Source organism: Pseudomonas sp. Rh2, from assembly GCF_040762985.1.
In the GTDB taxonomy this organism is placed as follows: Bacteria; Pseudomonadota; Gammaproteobacteria; order Pseudomonadales; family Pseudomonadaceae; genus Aquipseudomonas; species Aquipseudomonas taiwanensis.
Genome location: NZ_CP142890.1, coordinates 2,473,374 through 2,492,445 on the forward strand (window position 1 = coordinate 2,473,374; position 19,072 = coordinate 2,492,445).

Genomic DNA, 19,072 nt, shown 5'->3' on the forward strand with positions numbered 1-19,072 from the left:
GGAACAAATGTCCGAATAACGGAACAGAGCATGTTGGGTTATCCTGTCGATGTCAACGAGAGGATCGACGAATGGTAAAGGGGGAAGAGGTGACATCTGAGGGAGAGGGTGCTGGAAAGCAAGTCATCGCGCGTGCCGCTGCGGTGTTGAAAACGCTGGAAAATCAGCGCGATGGATTGAGCCTGAGCCAGGTTGCCAAGGCGTCCGGGTTGCCGCGCACGACAGTGCATCGCATCGTGACGGCGCTGGAAGCTCAGCAGATGGTGATTACCGGAAGCTCGGGGATTCGTCTGGGGCCTGCACTTGTTCGGCTTGCGGCGTCTGCCCACACAGATCTGGTGGCGATTGCCCGGCCTTATGTCGAGAGCCTCGGGCGGCGTACCCGTGAGACTGTCGATGTCTCCGTGTACAAAGGGCTTCATGCCATTTCCGTGGATCAATATCCCTCGGATCAGGAACTGCGCGTCGTTTCTCCGGTGGGAACAGCATTTCCGATCCATTGCACCGCGCATGGCAAAGCACTGCTGAGCGCATTCTCGGAAGCGCTCTTGACCCAGATGCTGACGGCACCCCTTGAACGTCGCACAGCGTCGACCATCGTCTCTCTCAATGTGCTGATGGAGGAAGTGAGTGTCGCCAGACGACAAGGGTGGGCCATCGATCAGGAAGAGCACGCCCAGGGTGTTTGCGGTATCGGCGTGCAAATTCGCAGCGGGTTATCGGAGCACTATGCCATCTCGCTGGCAGTCCCGGCACTGCGCTTCCACACCAATCTGGAAGCGCTGAAGGCGGCGTTACTTCAATGCAAGGCAGAAGTTGAAGCGGTGATTGGGGTGTGAACATCCCCTGAGGTGTCTCGTCGAGAGCAGCCGTTCACCCTAGGCTCTGTACGAAAAGCCTTGATACTCGGTGATGCTGCGTTGAAAACAGCCTCGGAATGCTCATTTACAACCCGTAAACTCCGCTTCCTCGGCTGTTTTCGCCTTGCCTGACCTTCGTCTCAAGACTTTTCACACAGAGCCTGAGCGCATCGACCACCCGCTCCGCTGGCAGCATTACATCCAGAGCAAGATGCACCTCTGCTTCGAGACCGTGCAACAGTCCAGACACCTTCGATCGTAGCCCATTGACTCCGTTGATGATCGTTCGGGCTTCGGCCAACACTGTGCGTCCAGCCTCTGTCAGCTGTGGTTTACGTGTCGTCTTGCGGTCAAAAAGTGATACGCCGAGCTGCATCTCGAGATTGGAAATGGAATAGCTCACCACTGACGTTGCACGATGCAGTTTCCTTGCAGCACCGGCGAAGCTTCCCACCTCTACGACCGTCAGGAGAACTTTCAGCTGGTCTAGAGTTGGTGTGCCAGGATCTGAGATCATTTTTACCAGCTCGGGAATATTGGACTAAGGCATGCTATTTGGGGCGCATCACTATGTCGACAGGTGAGTCGATCCCTCGGCCGATTATGGCTAGAATTTGCCGAGGCTGCTCGGCTGTGGGCGCTCGAGCATGAAGGGCCTGGCGGGGTTTCAATCTGACAGGGGAGAAGGGGCGGCAGAACGCCGGAGATGTGCAGCAGTGTTCTGCGTGAAATTTGCGTGACGCTTGGAAACGCTTGCAGACACCCATGAGCAGTCGATTGCAGCGAGAGCCGAGGTTAATCCAACGTTTACAGGGTTTATGGCCTGCTACACGCATGGGTGCAAGGGGTCGAGTGTTCGAATCACTCCGTCCCGACCAAAAATCCCTAAAAAATCCAGTCACTTAACGGTGACTGGATTTTTTTATGCCCCCACGTTTTCAACCAGCATCAAAACGCAGCGCCTAACACCACGAAAAGCCTCAAGCAGTGCGCCCGCCGAGCGTCTGCGCGACCCAATCGGCGATGTAGTGCCCGGCATTGATGCTGTTGTCGAAACTTGAGTGCTGCACGCCACCTTCGCGCGCGGTGAAGATCTTCAGTTCGCGTTTCGGGCTATTGACCAGTTGCTCGTAGGTGCGGTGCGCCCATTTGAGCGGGATCTGCGAGTCCTGCTCGCCGTGGGTGACCAGAAACGGAACGCGGATGCGATCGAGCACGCCATCCAGGTGCACGTTCTCGGCGATGCGCATGAAATCGTCCATGTCCTTGGCACCCCAGACCCAACGCACATGCGCCCAGTAATGCGGCACCGGGAAGTCACCTTCTTTCTCCAGTCGGCGCTTCTGCACGTCGCGCCAGTCATGGTTGGCACCCCATACCACCCCGCAGGCGAAGCGCGGCTCGAAGGCCACGGCGCGGGGGCAGTAGTAGCCGCCCAAGGACACACCTTCCATACCGATGCGCTTGGCGTCGACATCGTCGCGGGTTTCCAGCCAGTCCATGACTCGGCTGGCCCAGTGCTCACTGTCGTAGCGTGCAGTCAGGCCGTGCAGACGCAGCGCTTCGCCGGTACCGGGCTGGTCGATGATCAACGACGACACGCCGCGCTTGGCCAGCCAGGTGGGTAGGCCGACGCGGTATTTCATCTCCTTGGTCGAGTCCAGGCCATTGACCTGCACCAGCAGTGGTGCCGGGCCACTGACGCCTTCTGCGCGAACCAGCAAACCACTCAGGTGCTTGCCTTCATAGGGGATCTGGACCCGTTCGCAGTTTTCCCGGGACAGGTCGATGCCGCGGGCGAAGGTCTCCAGAAAGCGCTGGTACAGCGCCGCGCGCCCTGGAGCGGCGTGGGCCTGCAGGCGTTCGCAGGTAAGGTAGTAGGTCGCGGCGCGGTTGTACTTCTCGCCAGCGGACAGGCGCCGGCCGGCGGCTTCGTCTTCCTCGGCCAGGGCGCAGAGTTTGTCGGCCATGCTCGACCAGGTTTCCCGGAATGCCTGGGTACCGGCGGCGTCGGGTTGCTTGGCGGCTTCTTGCAGCGGGGCGCACATCACCTCGATTTCGCCTATGCGGGCGCCCATCTCGATGGCCAGGTCCACCGAAAGGTTCCAGACGTAATTGGTGGGGAAGTAACGGAACATTGTTGTTGTCCTTCTGCGGTCGTTGAGTCCGGCGCCCCTATTGCGGCAGGCACGCAGGGCGCGGTTCGACAGCACGTTACGCAGACAAGACAGGCCGAGGCCAATCGTGATCGGGGATGCAAGGTATCGCCAAACGCGATGCCCCGGCTGCGTTGCGCTAGCCGGGGCGATGGTTACGGATCAGGCGGTGGCGCGCAGGGCTTGTGGCTGTCGCTCGGCGCTCTGGATGAAGTCACAGATCCGCTCTCGCAGCCAGCGGTGCATGGGGTCGCCGTCCATGCTGCGGTGCCACAGCATGAACTCTCGCATCACCGGGATCCTCACCGGTGGCGGCAGGATGCGTAGGGGCAGGTAACCGGCGTACAGCTCGGCCAGGCGGCGGTGCATCGTAGCGATCCGCGAGGTGCCCACCAGCAGTTGGGGCAGGGTGTTGAAGTCGTTGGTGATCACTTCCAGGCGGCGGTTGAAGCCGTACTGGTTCATGAACCAGTCCTCGATGCTCAGGTGCCGGTTGCGGCCGAAGCCTACCGAGATGTGGCCCATTTGCATGTACTGCTCCAGCGTCAGTTGCTCGCCAACCTCCGGGTTATCGCGCCAGACGACGCAGACGTGGTCCTCCTCGAACAGCAGTTGGGCTGGATGGCCGTCGATGAGGTAGCGCTCGGGCACGATCATCATGTCCACCTCACCGCGCATCAGTAGCTCGGCGCTGTTGTCGCCGGGGCTGATCATTTCGAAGGTGATGTGCGGCGCCACCCGGTGAAGCTTCTGGATGACCTGGGCGAACAGCACGCTGATCAGGTAGTCCGAGCTCACCAGGCGAAAGTGACGCTTGCTGCTCGCCGGTTCGAACACGGGCTTGGCGGTGATCGAGGATCGAATGGTAAGCAGCACCTCGCGCACCGGCTTGGCCAGTTCCAGGGCGTAGGGCGTGGGCTGCATCTTGCGGCCGACCTGCACCAACAGTTCGTCCTCGAAAAAGGTTCGCAAGCGCCCCAGCACGCCGCTGGTGGCCGACTGGGTCATGTGCAGGCGTTCGGCGGCGCGGGTGATGTTCTGCTCTTCGAGCAGGACGTCCAAGGCAACCAGCAGGTTCAGATCCAGGTGGTGAAAGCGCATGGTGATAGCTCTCGGCTCTTGTAGTTATTTTCGCGATACCTTCTCGCTGCATTGCCGATACGTCAAGCGCCAGCCGCCTTTGACCGAGCCAACGCCAGGCGCCATGGGCCTGCGCGCAGGTATCGCGATTGCTGATGCCTCGCATCCTGACTCGCGATTGGTCATGCCACCCCAGCGCCGCGCAACCTGCGCTCCAGTCGAGCGGCCGATGCGCCGTCCACGACCCACTGACGGCAGCTCTGCCTCGCCTAATAACAATTTCAATGGAGTGGTAGCCATGAACATTCTTGGTCTCGACGCGCTGGTGTTCGGCGTCGACGATATCCAGGCCTGTGCCGCTTGCCTGCGTGACTATGGCCTTGACACCGTCCACCTGGACGCCGACGGCGGCCGTTTTGAAGCGCTGGACGGGACCGCGATCGTCATCCGTCGCGGCGATGACGAAAGCTTGCCGCCGGCCTTGGGGCCGACCCCATCGCTGCGCGAGACGATCTATGGCGTGGCCGAGCCGGCCGACCTCGAAGCGATCGCCGACGAACTGGGCCGCGACCGGGAAGTGCGCCGCGACGCCAGCGGCGCGCTGCATACCTTCGATGACCTGGGGTTCGCCATCGCTTTCCAGGTGACCTGCCGGCGTACCTTCGAGGCGCCAGCGGACCTGACCAACGCCCCGGGCAGCACCCCGCAGCGTCCGCTCAACCAGCTCGGCATCACCCCGGACATGCCTGCGCTGCCGCGCACGCTGTCCCACGTGGTGTACTTCGTCCCAGATGCGGCCAAGGGCGAAGCGTTTTACCGCGACCGCCTGGGCTTCGTCACCACCGATAGCTTCACCGGCGTCGGCCCGTTCATGCGTAGCGCGGGCATGGATGATCACCATTGTCTGTTCATGATCCAGACACCGCCGCACATGCAAGGCTGCGAGCACTTTACCTTCCACATGGGCAGCGGCACCGAAGTGTTGCTGGCCGGCACGCGCTTCCAGCAGAACGGTTGGACCAGTTTCTGGGGCCCAGGCCGGCACCTGCTCGGCTCCAACTGGTTCTGGTATTTCAACAGCCCGTTGGGGTGCCACATCGAATACGACGCCGATATGGACAAGCATGACGACGCCTGGGCGGCGCGCCAGGCGCCGATGTCCGCGGACAACTCGCAGTTGTTCCTGTTCACCTCGCGGGAGAAATGGGCCCCCGGCGGCCCACCCCCGAAAAAGGCCTGAGCCATGGGCCGTATGGCGCTGTGTCGGCTCGAAGAGCTGGTTGAAGGCCAGGCCCGCGGCTTCGACCCCAAGGGCAAGGGCGAAGACACGCTGTTCGCCCTTCGCTACCGGGGGCAGGTCCGGGTGTATCGCAACCTGTGTCCGCACCTGCGGGGGCCTCTGGAGTACCGCAAGGACCGTTTCCTCAGTGCCGATGGCCAGTGGGTGGTGTGTTACGCGCACGGTGCGCGCTTCAGGCCCGACGACGGTACCTGTGTCCACGGCCCTTGCCGCGGCGAGGCCTTGCACGTGCTGCAACACCACGAGGCGGGCGGATGGCTGCTAGTGCCGCTGGAGCAGTTGGGCCACTGATCTATCGCGCTGCGCGATAGGTCGCATCCCAGGACACGATTGGTCAAAGCCCGGCGCTGCCGTGAAGCTGTGCCCAGGCACAGGAAACGACCGCCACCCATGACGGGGCGGACAACAAGAACAAGACGTGAGACATGCCATGAATACTGTGAACAAAGTGCTGGTCGTCGGCGGCGGGATCGGCGGGTTGTGCGCCGCCATTGCCCTGCGTCGCAAGGGCATTGCGGTCGACCTGGTCGAGCTCAAGACCGAGTGGACCGTCTATGGCGTCGGCATCATTCAGCAAAGTAATGTCGTGCGTGAGATGCATCGCCTGGGCCTGCTCGAGGCCTATCTCGATGCCGCCTACGCGTTCGAAGACGTGGCCATCTATACCGCCCAGGGCCAACAGCTGGCGCGCATTCCCGGGCAGCGACTGGCCGGCCCCCAGTACCCGGCCAATGTCGGCATCTCCCGCCGCGCTCTGCACAAGGTCTTGAGCGAAACCGCCATCGAACTCGGCACCGAGGTGCGCCTGGGTACCTCGGTGGAGAGTTTCGAACAGGATCGCGGAGGGGTGGACGTGCTGTTCACCGATGGTAGCCAGGGGCGTTATGGGCTGGTTGTGGGTGCCGACGGGCTGTACTCGAAGATTCGCGAGCTGTTGTTCGGTGACCAGTACCAACCACGTTTTACCGGGCAGTCGGTGTGGCGTTACAACTTCCCGCGGGCTGCCGGTATCGACCACCTGGCCAACTACCAGGGGCCGTCAGGCAATGCCGGCCTGGTGCCCCTGGCCGATGACCTGATGTACCTGTTCACCACCTCCCATGAGCCGGGCAACCCCTGGATGGAGCCGGCCACCCTGGCCGATGGCCTGCGCCAGCGCCTGGTCGGATTCGGCGGGCTGATCGGTGAGCTGCGCGAGCAAATCGGCGACAGTCGCGAGGTCGTGTACAAGCCGCTGGAAGCCGTGTTCGTCGACCAGCCCTGGTATCGCGGTCGCGTGTTGCTGATCGGCGACGCCGCCCATGCCACCACGCCGCATCTGGGGCAGGGTGCGGGAATGGCCATCGAGGATGCCGTGGTGCTGGCCGAGGAGCTCACCGCAGGCAGCAGTCTCGACGCCCAGTTGCAGCGCTTCATGGGCCGACGTTTCGAGCGCTGCAAGTTCATCAGCGAGAAGTCCCTGCTGGCCGGCGAGAAAGAGATCCAGGGTGACGCCTCCTTCGACCGCATCGGCCTGGTCAAGCACATGCTGGATGTCACCGCACGACCGATCTGACGCCTTGCAATCGGTGCGCCCCCGTGCTGGCGCACCGGATTCTCCGCCAACACCGACCGACAAGAACAATAAAGAGGAAACCCCGATGTTGACTCGCAAAGGTGCGACCCCACGGCCCCTGCCGGCGCTGAAACCCATCGGCCTGGCGCTTCTGGCGCTGGCCACCAGCCAGGCCCAGGCCTTCGAGTTCGAGACCGGTAACCCCGATCTGCGGGTGCGCTGGGACAACACGCTCAAATACAGCGCCGCCTGGCGCACCCAGGATGCCAGCGGCAAACTCACCGAGGGCCAGACTGCGCTGAACCTGGATGACGGCGACCGCAACTTCGACAAAGGCCTGATCTCCAACCGCCTCGATCTGCTGTCGGAGCTGGACATCACCTACGACAACGTCGGTGCACGGGTCAGCGGCGCGGCCTGGTACGACGATGTCTACAACCAAGGCACCGACAACAACGACCCCAACCGCGCCAACAGCTATTCGGTCGACTACGACGCCTTCACCGACGACACCCGCACGTTGCATGGACGCAAGGGCGAGTTGCTTGACGCCTTCATCTTCGGCAAGACCGAGATCGGCGACATGCCGGTATCCGGGCGCCTTGGCCAATACGCCATGCAATGGGGCGAGAGCCTGTTCTATGGGATGAACGGCATTGCCGGTGGCATGGCGCCGGTGGACGTAGTCAAGGGACTGTCGGTGCCCAACACCCAGTTCAAGGAGCTGATTCGACCCGTGCAGCAGATCTCCGGCCAGTTGCAACTGACACCGGATGTATCCGTTGGGGCTTACTACCAGTTCGAGTGGGAAGCCAACCGTCTGCCTGCGGCTGGCAGCTACTTCTCCACCGACGACTTCTTCGGTGATGGCGGTGAACGCATGTTCGTCGGGGCGCCGGTGTTTCCCGGCGGCCAGCCGCTGGCATTCTTCCGTGGCAACGACAAGGAAGCCAAGGATTCGGGGCAGGGCGGGGTGCAGCTGCGCTGGCGGACCGAGACCGTCGATTGGGGCGTCTACGCCATTCGCTTCCATGACAAGTCGCCGCAACTGAACGTGCGTCCGAACTTCGCCAACCTCGACCCAGTCAGCGGCAAGGCGGGCGAGTTCTACTGGGTGTATCCAGAAGGCATCGAGGCGCTGGGCGCCAGCTTCTCCACCACGCTGGGCAACTTCAACCTCGCAGGTGAGTTGTCTACGCGCTGGAACCAGCCGTTGGCTTCCACCAACCAGCATGCATTGGCGGCGGGGGAGGTCATCGACAACGACGACAACCCGGTCTACGCCACCGGTCGCACTCTGCACGCCAACTTCTCGTGGCTGGCCAGCCTGGAGCCGAACTTCATCGCTGCCGAGTCCAGTTTCCTTGGCGAAATCGCCTGGAACCGGGTGATGAGCGTGAGCAAGAACGCCGATGCCGTCGACCCCAATGCCGACCGCGATGCCACCAGCCTGCGCCTGGTATTCGAGCCGATGTACCGGCAGATCTTCCCCGGCCTCGACCTCTCGGTGCCGATCGGAGCGAGCTACACCAACGGTGCATCCATGGCGCTGGGCACCGGTTTTGGCGCTGACCACGGCGGCGACCTGAACATCGGCCTGAAGGGCAACTACCTCAATACCTGGAACCTGGGTCTGACCTACACGCACTACTACGGCCCGGAAAACACCTTCCTCGATGCCGACAACCATTACACCTTCGAACAGTCGCTCAAAGACCGCGACTTCATCGCCTTCACCGTCAGCCGCACCTTCTGACCGAGGACTTCACGATGAAACACAACAAGAAAGTCGTTTCCCTGTTCACTGCCTTGAGTGTCTCGCTGCTGTTCGCCCATGGCGCTTGTGCCGCGGTATCCGCCGAGCAGGCCGCCACGCTCAAGACCACCTTGACGCCGCTGGGCGGCGAGCGCGCCGGTAACGCCGACGGCAGCATCCCGGCCTGGACCGGCGGTTATACCCAGGCCGACCCCGGCTACAAGGAAGGCGGCAAGCGCGGCGATCCATTCGCCCGTGAAAAACCGCTGTTGACCATCACTGCACAGAACATGGCGCAATATGCCGACAAGCTGACCCCAGGCATCCAGGCGATGCTCAAGAAGTACCCGGACAGCTACCGGCTGGACGTCTACCCGACCCACCGTAGCGCTGCCGCACCACAATCGGTGTACGACGCCACCTTCGCCAATGCCACCAGCGGCACGCTTGTGGACGGCCCTGCCGGACCGATGCCGACAGGGGCGGCCGGAGGTATTCCGTTCCCGATCCCCGCCGACGGTGTGCAAGCCATGTGGAATCACCTGCTGCGTTGGCGTGGTGCGTCGTGGCATGCCAGCTTCAAGCAGTACCTGACCACCGCCGACGGCAAGCATGTGCTGACCAACGACTCGCGCGCCGACCTGCAGATGCCCTGGTACCTGCCGGGCGGCAGTGGCGACAAGGGCGTGTTCTGGTCGATCCGCATGACCAACGATGGCCCACCCCTGCGCGCCGGTGAGGCCATCACCGGCTTGGAGAACCTTAACGCCGACAAAGCGGCTGTCTGGACCTACCTGCCGGGCCAGCGCCGCGTGCGTCGCCTGCCCAACGCCTGCTGCGACACGCCAACCCCGGCCACCGCCGGTGTGATGAGTTTCGATGAGCTGTACGTGTTCAACGGGCGCCTCGACCGCTTCGACTGGAAGCTGGTGGGCAAGAAGGAAATGTACATCCCCTACAACGCCAATAAGGTCTTTACCGCTGCCAGCGCCGAAGCGCTGCTCGACCCGCATCACCTGGCCCCAGATGCCATCCGCTGGGAACTGCACCGCGTGTGGGAAGTGCAGGCGACCCTCAAGAACGGCCAGCGTCACGTGATGCCGCGCAGTACCTACTACCTCGACGAAGACACCTGGGCCGCGGTGCTGGGCGAGCGCTATGACGCCCGAAACCAGTTGGCCAAGGTGGTCTGGACGTCACCCGTGGTGCTACCCGACCTGCCTGGCGTGGTGACGCTCACCAATGGCTTCTACGACCTGCTCTCCGGTGCCTGGTTCGCAGGTGACCTGTTCGCCGGCAAGAGCGAGCAGTACCGCATCGTGCCGCCCTACAAGGACTCGGTGTTCACCGCCGACGCCATGGCCGGTGAGGGCGTGCGCTGAACAGGCTCTGCGCCTGGGCTGTACCCACTACAAGAACAAAAGGTTGCGTGCGATGAACAAGATGCTCTACAGCTGGCTGCTGGCCGCCTGTTGCTGGCTGCCTCCGGCGTTCGCCGGAAGTGGCGTGGATGTACTCTCGCAGCCCGCGGTGCATGGGCCACAAGCCCTGCGTGCGGTGCTGCAGGACGTGGCGCGGGTTGGTATGCGCCTGGTGGCGGTGGGCGAGCGTGGTGTGGTGTTGCTCAGCGATGACAACGGCGCCACCTGGCGTCAGGCCATGAGCGTACCGGTGAGTGTCAGCCTCACCGCCGTGCAGTTCATCGATGAACGTCACGGTTGGGTGGTCGGTCACGCTGGGGTGGTGTTGCACAGCGCCGACGGCGGTGAGCACTGGACCTTGCAGCTTGACGGCAAGCGCGCCGCGACGCTGGAGTTGCAAGCAGCCCAAGCATCCGCGGACGAGCAGCGCGTGGCCGCCGCGCAACGGCTGCTCGCCGATGGCGCCGACAAGCCGCTGCTGGCGCTGAGCTTCGCCGATGCACGCCACGGCCTTGCTGTGGGAGCCTACGGGTTGGCCATGAGCACTGTCGATGGTGGGCGGACCTGGCAGTCCGCCATGGGGCGTTTGCCGAATCGACGTGGCTTGCACCTGTATGCCCTGGCGCGCCAGGGCAGCGACCTGTACATCGCCGGTGAGCAGGGCCTGCTGTTGCGTTCGCGCGACAGCGGTTCCCACTTCGAACCGCTGCAAGGCCCTTACGATGGCAGCTACTTCGCGGCCGCCATTCTGCCAAGCGGGCGACTGCTGGTCGGAGGATTGCGCGGCTCGTTGTTCGCCTCCGATGACGGCGCAGACAGTTTCGTGGCGCTGGCCAACCCGATTCCCGCCTCGCTCAACAGCATACGCGTCGTCGGTGACCAGCTCTTGCTCGCCAACCAGGCTGGCATGCTCCTGCGCAGCGGCATCGACACCTTCGCCGCGCAGCCTGTGCCGGTCTCCGACGGCTTGCCGCTGACCGCCGCCACCCTCGCGGCAGACGGTGCCATCGTCGCCGTCGGAATGGCGGGTACCCGCCGTCTGGCGGCTTCCAACGTTTCCACCACGGCGGACTGAACCATGCACGCGATGAATTCACCTGCGCCGTCCAGCGGCCGTCTCGATGACTTCGACAGCACGTCCGGCTCGCTGCTAGAGCGCGCGCTGTTCAACCATCGCGCCTGGGTGCTGCTGTTGTGCCTGGCGGCAACCCTGCTGCTCGGCTGGCAGGCCTCGCGCCTGACCCTCAACGCCAGTTTCGAGAAAATGATCCCGCAGGATCACCCATTCATTCACAACTACCTGGAGCACCGCCAGGAACTGGCCGGGCTGGGCAACGCCGTTCGCATCGCCGTGGCCAACCCGCACGGCAGCATCTACGACAAGCATTACCTGGACAACCTGCAGCAGCTCAACGACGCGGTATACCTGCTGCCGGGCGTCGACCGCGCCGCGATGAAATCCCTGTGGACCCCTTCCACCCGCTGGACCGGAGTGACTGAGGAAGGTCTGGAGGGCGGTCCGGTGATTCCCGATGGCTACGATGGCGCCGCCGCGAGCCTGGAGGCGCTCAAGCGCAACGTCGAGCGCTCCAACGAGATCGGCCAGTTGGTGGCCTTCGACCAGCGATCGAGCATCATCTACGTGCCGCTTCTGGAGAAGACCCCAGACGGTCAGTCGCTGGACTACACAGCGTTCGCCCACGAGCTTGAGACCCTCCGCGAGCGCTTCCAGGCACAGGGCGTGCAGATCCACATCACCGGGTTTGCCAAAGTGGTGGGCGACCTGATCGACGGCCTGCGGCAGATCCTGCTGTTCTTCGCCGTGGCAATCGCCATTACCGCCGTGGTGCTCTACGGGTATACCCGCTGTGTGCGTAGCACGGCACTGGTGGTGGTGTGCTCGTTGGTGGCAGTGATCTGGCAGCTCGGCCTGCTGCCGCTGCTGGGCTACGCGCTCGACCCTTACTCGGTGCTGGTACCGTTCCTGGTGTTCGCCATCGGCATGAGCCACGGCGCGCAGAAGATGAACGGCATCATGCAGGACATCGGACGCGGCATGCATCGCCTGGTGGCGGCGCGCTTTACCTTCCGCCGCCTGTTCCTGGCTGGGTTGACCGCGCTGTTGTGCGATGCGGTGGGTTTCGCTGTGCTGATGATCATCCAGATCCAGGTGATCCAGGACCTTGCGGTGATCGCCAGCCTGGGCGTGGCGGTGCTGATCTTCACCAACCTGATTCTGCTGCCGGTATTGCTCTCGTACGTGGGAGTCAGTGCCCGAGCCGCGCGGCGTAGCCTGCGCGCCGAAGAAGCGCAGGCGAGTGGGGCGCGCAAGCAGGCGTTGTGGCGTTTTCTTGACCTGTTCACCCAGCGTCGCTGGGCTGGTGCCTGCATCGCCGTGGCGGCGTTGATGGCCGCTGGTGGGTATGCCGTCAGCCTGCACCTGAAGGTTGGCGACCTCGACGCGGGGGCGCCTGAGTTGCGCGCCGATTCGCGCTACAACCGCGACAATGCCTTCGTCACCCAGCATTACGGCGCCAGCAGCGATGTGTTCGCCGTGATGGTGCGCACCGCTCCCGGCGGTTGTTCGGCCTATGACACTCTCAAGCGGGTGGATGACCTGGACTGGCAACTGCGAGGCCTGCAGGGGGTGGATTCGACCAACTCGCTGGCACTGCTCAATCGCCGGGTGCTGGTCGGCCTTTCCGAGGGCAGTCCGAAGTGGTACGACCTGGTCAACAACCAGGCGACCCTGAACATGGTCACCGCCAATGCCCCGCGCGGGTTATACAACGACGACTGCAGCCTGCTGACGCTCTACGCCTACCTCACCGACCACAAGGCCGACACCTTGGCGCAGGTGGTGGACAGCGTCCAGGGCTTCGCCCAGGCCAACGACAGCGAGCAGGCGAGCTTCCTGATGGCTGCTGGCAGTGCGGGTATCGAGGCTGCCACCAACCAGGTGGTGAAACAGGCCAATCGCGACATGCTGTGGTGGGTGTACGGCGCTGTGATCCTGCTCTGCCTGGCGACCTTCCGCTCGTGGCGAGCGGTACTCTGCGCGGTATTGCCACTGGTGCTGACCTCGATCCTCTGCGAAGCGCTGATGGTCGCGCTCGGTATAGGCGTGAAGGTCGCGACCCTGCCGGTGATCGCGCTGGGTGTCGGCATCGGCGTGGACTACGCGCTGTACGTGATGAGCATCGTGCTGGGCCAGCTGCGTGAAGGGGCGAGCCTGTCCCAGGCCTATTACCGCGCACTGCTGTTCACTGGAAAGGTGGTGATGCTTACCGGAATCACCCTGGCCATCGGCGTCGGTACCTGGATCTTCTCGCCGATCAAGTTCCAGGCTGACATGGGCGTGCTGCTGGCCTTCATGTTCGTCTGGAACATGGTCGGCGCGCTGATCCTTTTGCCCGCACTGGCTTACTTCCTCTTGCCCCACCGCCAGGCCAGTGCCGAACAGCACCCCAAAGCATCGGCCCATGAATCCCAGCCCACGCAGCGCGAGGAAGGGGCAGGGGCGCTGGAACCCAGCGCAGGCTTTCGTCCACTGGAGGAGATGAGCCATGGCCGCTGAACGTATCGCCGGACGCATCCAGGGCGCGCTGCTGCTGTTCGGCAGTTGCCTGCCGGTGCTGGGTGCTGTGCTCATAGCGCCGGTCCTGCCGCGCATGCATGAGCATTTTGCCCAGACTCCGGGAGTCGCCGTGCTGGTGCCCGTGGCGTTGACGCTGCCGGCGCTGGTAATTGCCTTGCTGGCGCCGCTGGCCGGGGTGCTCGCCGACCGTGTCGGGCGTCGACCACTGTTGCTGGCGAGCATGCTGCTGTACAGCCTGTGCGGACTGTTGCCGCTATGGCTGGACTCATTGGCCCTGATCGTCGTCAGCCGCGCCGGTATCGGCGTGGCCGAAGCGGGGATCATGACCTGCTGCACGACGTTGATGGGTGATTACTTCGACGGCCAGCGCCGAGCCCGGCTGTTCGCCCTGCAGATGGTGGTGACGTCGTTGTCGGCGGCGTTGTTCATGGGCATGGGCGGTGCGCTGGGCGAAAGCGACTGGCGTTCCCCCTTCGCGCTTTACGCCGTGGGTGTACTGTGCCTGCCGCTGATGGCCGTCGCGCTGTGGGAGCCCGGCACCTGTCGCAGCGCATGCGAGCAGAAGGCGCAATCGCGTTTCCCCTGGGCAGCCTTGGCGCCTTTGTACCTGCTCACGGGGCTGGCTGGCGTCAGCCTGTTCATCGTCCCGGTACAGGCCGGTTACGTGCTGCAACTGCTGCATGTCGATGCGCCGCAACACGTCGGCTTGACCATGGGTGCCAACCAACTGGGCGTGTTGGCCGGCGCACTGGCTTTCCGGCTGCTGGCGCGCCTGGCTCCTTGCCGCCTGCTGGCATTGGGTTTTGCCACCGCCGGGGTCGGTGGTGGCCTGATGGCGTTGGCCAGCAGTCATGCACCGGTGGTCGTGGCGGTGCTCATCAATGGTTTGGGTGTGGGCCTGCTATTACCGACGCTGATCACCCGGGTAATGCAGCAGGTCGGCTTCGAGCAGCGTGGCCGCGCCACTGGCGGATTCACCGCGGCGATCTTCGCCGGCGAGTTCCTCAGCCCGCTGCTGGTGCTGGCGCTGACGGCGGGTGTGGTTGCGCAATTGCCCCACGCGCTGTTGCTGATCGCCATCGGGCAACTGCTATTGGCGCCAGTGTGCCTGGTGATGATGCGCCGCACACGTCCTGATGCAGTGGTAGGTGCACGATGAGCGAACTGTTTTCACTGGCGGGAAAGACTGCACTCATCACTGGCGCTACCCGCGGCATCGGCCTGGCCATCGCCCGCGAGTATGGGCGTGCCGGTGCGCGTGTCGCCATCAGCAGCGAGAGTGCCGAGGGCTGCGAGCACGCCGTGGCGCAACTGGCGCTGGAAGGCATCGAGGCCATCGCGCTGGTCGCCGATCTGCGTGACGCCGAGGCCGTACAGGGCCTGGCTAGGCGCTGCCTGGATCACTTCGGGCGTCTCGATGCGTTGGTGTGCAATGCCGGTGTCGCCCCGCACATGGGGCCATTGGCCGCGGCTAGCGATGCCGACTGGGAACTGACCTTCACCGTCAACCTGCGCAGCGCGCTGTGGCTGACCAACGCGCTGTTACCGGCCATGGGCGAGGGCGGCGGCGGCAGCGTGGTGTTCATGGCCAGTATCGCCGGTGTGCGCGGCAACAAGGGGCTGGGCCTGTATGGGCTGTCCAAGGCTGGCCTCGCACAGCTGGCGCGCAACCTGGCGGTGGAGTGGGGGCCGGCGAACATTCGCGTCAATGCCATCAGCCCTGGCGTCATCCACACCGCGTTCGCCCGCCCTCTGACCGACAACCCCCAGGTACTGGAGCGGCGCCTGGCGCTCACCCCCTTGCGGCGGGTCGGCCGCCCCGAAGAAGTGGCAGCCCTTGCCTTGCTGCTGGCTGCGCCGGGGGGCGCGTTCATCACGGGACAGAATCTTATTGTCGACGGTGGCACGACCATCGGCGACGGCAATTGAAAGGAGACAACATGCAATCGCTTCCTGCATTCAAACGTGTCGTTACCGGCCACGATGCCAAGGGCCAGGCGGTCATCGCCAGTTGCGGCCCGACGCCAAACAACTTCCCGCTCATGGCAGTCCCCGGCACCCTGTTCTATGAGGTCTGGAACAGTGTCGGCAGCCCCGCGCTACTGGACAACGGCGATGACCCGACCGCGCAGCCACTGCAGCTGAGCCCTGGCAGGCTGGGCAGCGTGATCCGGGTAGTGGACATTCCGCCGGACAGCGTACAGAACCGGGTCAGCGCTGAAGCGGCGGCGGCTGTGTTCGCCGAGATCGGCCAGGTTGGTGCCGGCACGGGCAAGGCCGATTCGAAACACAAGCTGATGCACCGTACACAGACCCTGGACTACGGCATCGTCACTGAGGGCGAGGTCTGGTTGGTGCTGGACGATGGCGAGGTCCACCTCAAGCGCGGTGACATCGTGGTCCAGCGTGGCACCAACCACGCCTGGAGCAACCGCACCGAGCAGATGGCACGGATGGTCTTCATCCTGCTCGATGGCCGTTATGCCGACGACCTCAAGGAGCTGTTGCCATGAAGCTTGCCACACTCGATGACGGCAGCCGCGATGGCCGCTTGCTGGTAGTGGCCCGTGACCTCGGGCAAGCGGTCGATGCCAGCGACATCGCCGCCAACTTGCAGGTTGCCTTGGAGAACTGGCCCCAGGTCGAAGCCCGATTGCAGCAGCGCTATCAGCAGCTCAACGACAACACGGCCAGGGGGCGCTTCGATCTTGACCTGACCCGACTGGCCGCCCCCCTGCCGCGTGCCAGCCAATGGTTGGACGGCTCTTGCTTTCTCAGCCATGGCGAGCTGATGCAGAAGGCCTTCAACCTGGACCCCATTGAGGGCGTAGAGCACACGCCGCTGATCTACCAGGGCGCCAGTGACGACTTCCTCGGCCCGTGCGCGGACATACCTTTGCCCAGCGAAGCCCACGGCATCGACTTCGAAGGCGAGTTTGCCGTGTTGCTCGATGACGTCCCCATGGGCTGCCTGGCTGAGCAGGCGTTGCAGCATGTGCGCCTGGTGCTGCAACTCAATGACGTCAGCCTGCGAGCCCTGGCCCCGAGGGAAATGAAGACTGGTTTTGGCTTTCTGCAGGCCAAGCCTGCCAGCACCTTCGCACCGGTAGCGGTGACGCCGGACGAACTTGGCGATGCGTGGCGCGAGGGTCGCGTGCACCTGCCGCTGCAGGTGGAGTGGAATGGCCAGTGGTTTGGCCACCCTCATGGGGGCACCATGCATTTTGGCTTTCACCAGCTGATCGCCCATGCGGCGCTGACACGGCGTTTGAGTGCCGGCACGCTGATTGGCTCCGGCACCGTGTCCAATGCCGATCGCAGTGTGGGCTCGGCGTGCATCGCCGAGCGCCGCGCCATCGAAACCATTGCCACTGGGGCGCCGCGCACGGCCTTCATGCGTTTTGGCGATCGCGTGCGCATGGAAGCCCGCGGCCTCTCTGGCGAAGTGCTGTTCGGTGCCATCGACCAGCGCGTGGTGCAGGGAGGCGGGCCATGCGCGTGATGATCACCGGCGCCAATGGATTCGTCGGTCGACAACTGGTGCGGCGCTTGTTGGACAGGGGGCAGTTGCGTGGGCAGCGCATCGAGGCATTGCTGCTGCTGGACCAGGTGCTGGATGGCTTGCCCGAGGACACGCGCCTGCGTTGCCACACCGGCAACATCACTGACGCGGCCTTGTTGCGCCGGATACTGGCAGATGGTGTCGACTTGGTGTTCCATCTGGTCAGTGTGCCGGGAGGCGCGGCCGAGGCGCAGTACGAGCTGGGTTATCAGGTGAATCTGCAAGCCAGCCTGGAACTGCTCAACCAGCTGCGCAATCGCTGTCGTCCTCCGGTGCTGGTGTACGCCAGCAGCGTAGCGGTATACGGCGGCGAGCTGCCGCTGCGCATGGACGAAGGCCAACCGGCGTCCCCGCAGCTTTCCTATGCGGCGCACAAGCGCATGGTCGAAATCGCCTTGCAAGACCTGTCCCGCCGTGGCGAGGTGGACGGCCGTGCCTTGCGCCTGCCCGGCATCGTCGCCAGGCCGCGTGAGCCGAACGGTTTGCGTTCGGCGTTCATGAGCGACCTTCTACATGCCTATGCGGCGGGTGACGCCTACACCTGCCCGGTCTCGCCTGATGCACGTGCCTGGTGGATGTCGGCCAATTGCTGCGTGGACAACCTGCTGCGTGCTGCCGAACTGGAAGAACCCGGCAACCAGCGCATCTGGCAGTTGCCTGTGTTGCATCTATCCATCGCCCAGGTGCTGGCCGGGCTGGCGACCAGCTTTGGCGAGGCCAACGGCGCACGCATCAGCTTCGCCCCGGACCCCCAACTGCAAGCGCAGTTCGGCAGCTATCCACCGCTGCGAACGTCCCAGGCCCGCGAGCTTGGTTTCTGCCACGACGGGTCGGTGGCCGCGCTGCTGCGCAATGCCCTCGACCTGCCGCTGCGCCGCAGTAACCGCGCCACCCATCGAAAAGGAATCCCTGCATGAGCATCAGTGCACGTCGCTTGCTGGACCTGTCTGTCACCCTGGACAACAACCCGTACACCGATCCACCGCCCCTGCTGCCGAAGATCGACTACATGGACCACCAGCAGGGCTGGCCGGAGATGGCCGCGATGTTTCCCGGACTACGCAAGGAAGACCTGCCGGGCGACGAATCCTGGGCAGCCGAACGCCTGCAGATCACCACCCATAGCGGGACGCACATGGATGCGCCCTGGCATTACGCGTCAACCACCGATGGTGGCAAGCCGGCCTTCGGCATTGACGAACTGCCGTTGGAGTGGTGCCTGCAGCCGGGTGTGAAACTGGACATGCGCCACTTGCCCGATGGTCACGTGGTCAGCGCGGCCGAGGTCGAGGCAGAGTTGGCGCGCATCGGCCATGAACTGCAGCCGCTGGATATCGTCTTGGTGAACACCCGCGCCGGTAGCCTGTTCGGCCAGCCCGGTTACCTGGAGGCTGGGGTCGGAATGGGCCGTGAGGCGACGCTCTATCTGTTGGAGCGGGGGGTGAGGGTGGTCGGTACCGATGCCTGGAGCTGGGACGCTCCGTTCAAGTACACCCGCGAACGTTTCATCGCTTCGGGCGATGCCTCGATTATCTGGGAGGGGCACAAGGCTGGGCGCGACATCGGGTATGGGCAGATGGAGAAGTTGGCCAATCTTGAAAAGCTGCCGCCGTTCGGTTTTCTGGTCAGTTGTTTCCCGTACAAGATTCGTCGGGCTTCTGCGGGCTTTGTTCGGGCTGTGGCGATCTTTACTTGATCTTGAGGGGCGTCAATCGAGCGCCGCCCGCGCGGCGCATCGCGAGCAAGGCTCCTACCTCTGTTTCGGGCCAGCCATGCCCGCACGA

16 protein-coding genes and 1 pseudogene are annotated in these 19,072 nt (G+C 63.9%); 14 read left to right on the forward strand and 3 right to left on the reverse strand.

The annotated features are described in order from the left end of the window. Window positions 1-71 precede the first annotated feature (71 nt). On the forward strand, window positions 72-839 hold the full coding sequence (locus tag VXM67_RS11180) for an IclR family transcriptional regulator (protein WP_023379959.1): 768 nt from the start codon (window positions 72-74) through the stop codon (window positions 837-839). 181 nt (window positions 840-1,020) lie between these two features. On the opposite strand, the pseudogene VXM67_RS11185 reads toward VXM67_RS11180, so the two are convergent. The 3 genes and pseudogenes from VXM67_RS11185 to VXM67_RS11195 all read right to left on the reverse strand — a co-directional run. Continuing rightward, window positions 1,021-1,377: pseudogene (locus VXM67_RS11185) on the reverse strand (LysR family transcriptional regulator); the annotation flags it as partial. A gap of 463 nt (window positions 1,378-1,840) precedes the next feature. Beyond that, window positions 1,841-2,998, reverse strand: coding sequence for a prolyl oligopeptidase family serine peptidase (locus VXM67_RS11190; RefSeq protein ID WP_023379961.1), 1,158 nt, complete (start codon window positions 2,996-2,998; stop codon window positions 1,841-1,843). Between the two features lie 180 nt (window positions 2,999-3,178). Continuing rightward, window positions 3,179-4,117 (reverse strand): LysR family transcriptional regulator, encoded by a 939-nt coding sequence (locus VXM67_RS11195; protein ID WP_023379962.1) that lies wholly within the window; start codon window positions 4,115-4,117, stop codon window positions 3,179-3,181. 277 nt (window positions 4,118-4,394) lie between these two features. On the opposite strand from VXM67_RS11195, the gene VXM67_RS11200 reads away from it, so the two are divergent. The 13 genes from VXM67_RS11200 (at window position 4,395) to VXM67_RS11260 (ending at window position 18,984) form a co-directional block, all read left to right on the forward strand. Continuing rightward, on the forward strand, window positions 4,395-5,336 hold the full coding sequence (locus VXM67_RS11200; RefSeq protein WP_023379965.1) for a VOC family protein: 942 nt from the start codon (window positions 4,395-4,397) through the stop codon (window positions 5,334-5,336). Window positions 5,337-5,339: 3 nt separating this feature from the next. Continuing rightward, window positions 5,340-5,687 (forward strand): Rieske 2Fe-2S domain-containing protein, encoded by a 348-nt coding sequence (locus VXM67_RS11205; protein ID WP_023379966.1) that lies wholly within the window; start codon window positions 5,340-5,342, stop codon window positions 5,685-5,687. A 139-nt stretch (window positions 5,688-5,826) separates the two neighbouring features. Further along, window positions 5,827-6,951, forward strand: a complete 1,125-nt coding sequence (locus tag VXM67_RS11210; RefSeq protein ID WP_027907048.1) for an FAD-dependent oxidoreductase — start codon at window positions 5,827-5,829, stop codon at window positions 6,949-6,951. Between the two features lie 85 nt (window positions 6,952-7,036). Beyond that, window positions 7,037-8,707 carry a DUF1302 domain-containing protein gene (locus tag VXM67_RS11215; RefSeq protein ID WP_023379968.1) on the forward strand — a complete coding sequence of 557 codons (1,671 nt, stop codon included), beginning with the start codon at window positions 7,037-7,039 and terminating at the stop codon, window positions 8,705-8,707. Window positions 8,708-8,721: 14 nt separating this feature from the next. After that, window positions 8,722-10,089 carry a DUF1329 domain-containing protein gene (locus VXM67_RS11220; protein WP_023379969.1) on the forward strand — a complete coding sequence of 456 codons (1,368 nt, stop codon included), beginning with the start codon at window positions 8,722-8,724 and terminating at the stop codon, window positions 10,087-10,089. A 52-nt stretch (window positions 10,090-10,141) separates the two neighbouring features. Further along, complete coding sequence (locus VXM67_RS11225; RefSeq protein ID WP_023379970.1) at window positions 10,142-11,203, forward strand: YCF48-related protein; 1,062 nt, start codon at window positions 10,142-10,144, stop codon at window positions 11,201-11,203. 3 nt (window positions 11,204-11,206) lie between these two features. Further along, window positions 11,207-13,705, forward strand: coding sequence for an MMPL family transporter (locus VXM67_RS11230; RefSeq protein WP_104881935.1), 2,499 nt, complete (start codon window positions 11,207-11,209; stop codon window positions 13,703-13,705). Beyond that, the gene (locus VXM67_RS11235) at window positions 13,695-14,885 is read left to right on the forward strand and encodes an MFS transporter (protein WP_023379972.1); all 1,191 of its coding nucleotides are present in this window, start codon (window positions 13,695-13,697) and stop codon (window positions 14,883-14,885) included. Before VXM67_RS11230 ends, VXM67_RS11235 begins: the two co-directional genes overlap by 11 nt. Next, on the forward strand, window positions 14,882-15,655 hold the full coding sequence (locus VXM67_RS11240; protein WP_186598351.1) for an SDR family NAD(P)-dependent oxidoreductase: 774 nt from the start codon (window positions 14,882-14,884) through the stop codon (window positions 15,653-15,655). The genes VXM67_RS11235 and VXM67_RS11240 overlap by 4 nt, the downstream gene beginning before the upstream one ends. 11 nt (window positions 15,656-15,666) lie before the next feature. Beyond that, window positions 15,667-16,239, forward strand: coding sequence for a cupin domain-containing protein (locus VXM67_RS11245; protein WP_023379976.1), 573 nt, complete (start codon window positions 15,667-15,669; stop codon window positions 16,237-16,239). Then, a complete protein-coding gene (locus tag VXM67_RS11250) occupies window positions 16,236-17,228 on the forward strand; it encodes a fumarylacetoacetate hydrolase family protein (protein ID WP_104881934.1) in 993 nt (330 codons plus the stop codon). Before VXM67_RS11245 ends, VXM67_RS11250 begins: the two co-directional genes overlap by 4 nt. Next, window positions 17,219-18,205, forward strand: a complete 987-nt coding sequence (locus VXM67_RS11255) for an NAD-dependent epimerase/dehydratase family protein (protein WP_367237676.1) — start codon at window positions 17,219-17,221, stop codon at window positions 18,203-18,205. Before VXM67_RS11250 ends, VXM67_RS11255 begins: the two co-directional genes overlap by 10 nt. Then, window positions 18,202-18,984: a cyclase family protein gene (locus VXM67_RS11260; protein WP_023379979.1), complete on the forward strand. Its 783-nt coding sequence runs from the start codon at window positions 18,202-18,204 to the stop codon at window positions 18,982-18,984. The genes VXM67_RS11255 and VXM67_RS11260 overlap by 4 nt, the downstream gene beginning before the upstream one ends. Window positions 18,985-19,072 lie beyond the last annotated feature (88 nt).

Coding starts and splice junctions, on each gene's coding strand:
- VXM67_RS11180 (WP_023379959.1), top strand. CDS start 72: ATGGTAAAGGGGGAAGAGGTGACATCTGAGGGAGAGGGTGCTGGAAAG.
- VXM67_RS11190 (WP_023379961.1), bottom strand. CDS start 2,998: ATGTTCCGTTACTTCCCCACCAATTACGTCTGGAACCTTTCGGTGGAC.
- VXM67_RS11195 (WP_023379962.1), bottom strand. CDS start 4,117: ATGCGCTTTCACCACCTGGATCTGAACCTGCTGGTTGCCTTGGACGTC.
- VXM67_RS11200 (WP_023379965.1), top strand. CDS start 4,395: ATGAACATTCTTGGTCTCGACGCGCTGGTGTTCGGCGTCGACGATATC.
- VXM67_RS11205 (WP_023379966.1), top strand. CDS start 5,340: ATGGGCCGTATGGCGCTGTGTCGGCTCGAAGAGCTGGTTGAAGGCCAG.
- VXM67_RS11210 (WP_027907048.1), top strand. CDS start 5,827: ATGAATACTGTGAACAAAGTGCTGGTCGTCGGCGGCGGGATCGGCGGG.
- VXM67_RS11215 (WP_023379968.1), top strand. CDS start 7,037: ATGTTGACTCGCAAAGGTGCGACCCCACGGCCCCTGCCGGCGCTGAAA.
- VXM67_RS11220 (WP_023379969.1), top strand. CDS start 8,722: ATGAAACACAACAAGAAAGTCGTTTCCCTGTTCACTGCCTTGAGTGTC.
- VXM67_RS11225 (WP_023379970.1), top strand. CDS start 10,142: ATGAACAAGATGCTCTACAGCTGGCTGCTGGCCGCCTGTTGCTGGCTG.
- VXM67_RS11230 (WP_104881935.1), top strand. CDS start 11,207: ATGCACGCGATGAATTCACCTGCGCCGTCCAGCGGCCGTCTCGATGAC.
- VXM67_RS11235 (WP_023379972.1), top strand. CDS start 13,695: ATGGCCGCTGAACGTATCGCCGGACGCATCCAGGGCGCGCTGCTGCTG.
- VXM67_RS11240 (WP_186598351.1), top strand. CDS start 14,882: ATGAGCGAACTGTTTTCACTGGCGGGAAAGACTGCACTCATCACTGGC.
- VXM67_RS11245 (WP_023379976.1), top strand. CDS start 15,667: ATGCAATCGCTTCCTGCATTCAAACGTGTCGTTACCGGCCACGATGCC.
- VXM67_RS11250 (WP_104881934.1), top strand. CDS start 16,236: ATGAAGCTTGCCACACTCGATGACGGCAGCCGCGATGGCCGCTTGCTG.
- VXM67_RS11255 (WP_367237676.1), top strand. CDS start 17,219: ATGCGCGTGATGATCACCGGCGCCAATGGATTCGTCGGTCGACAACTG.
- VXM67_RS11260 (WP_023379979.1), top strand. CDS start 18,202: ATGAGCATCAGTGCACGTCGCTTGCTGGACCTGTCTGTCACCCTGGAC.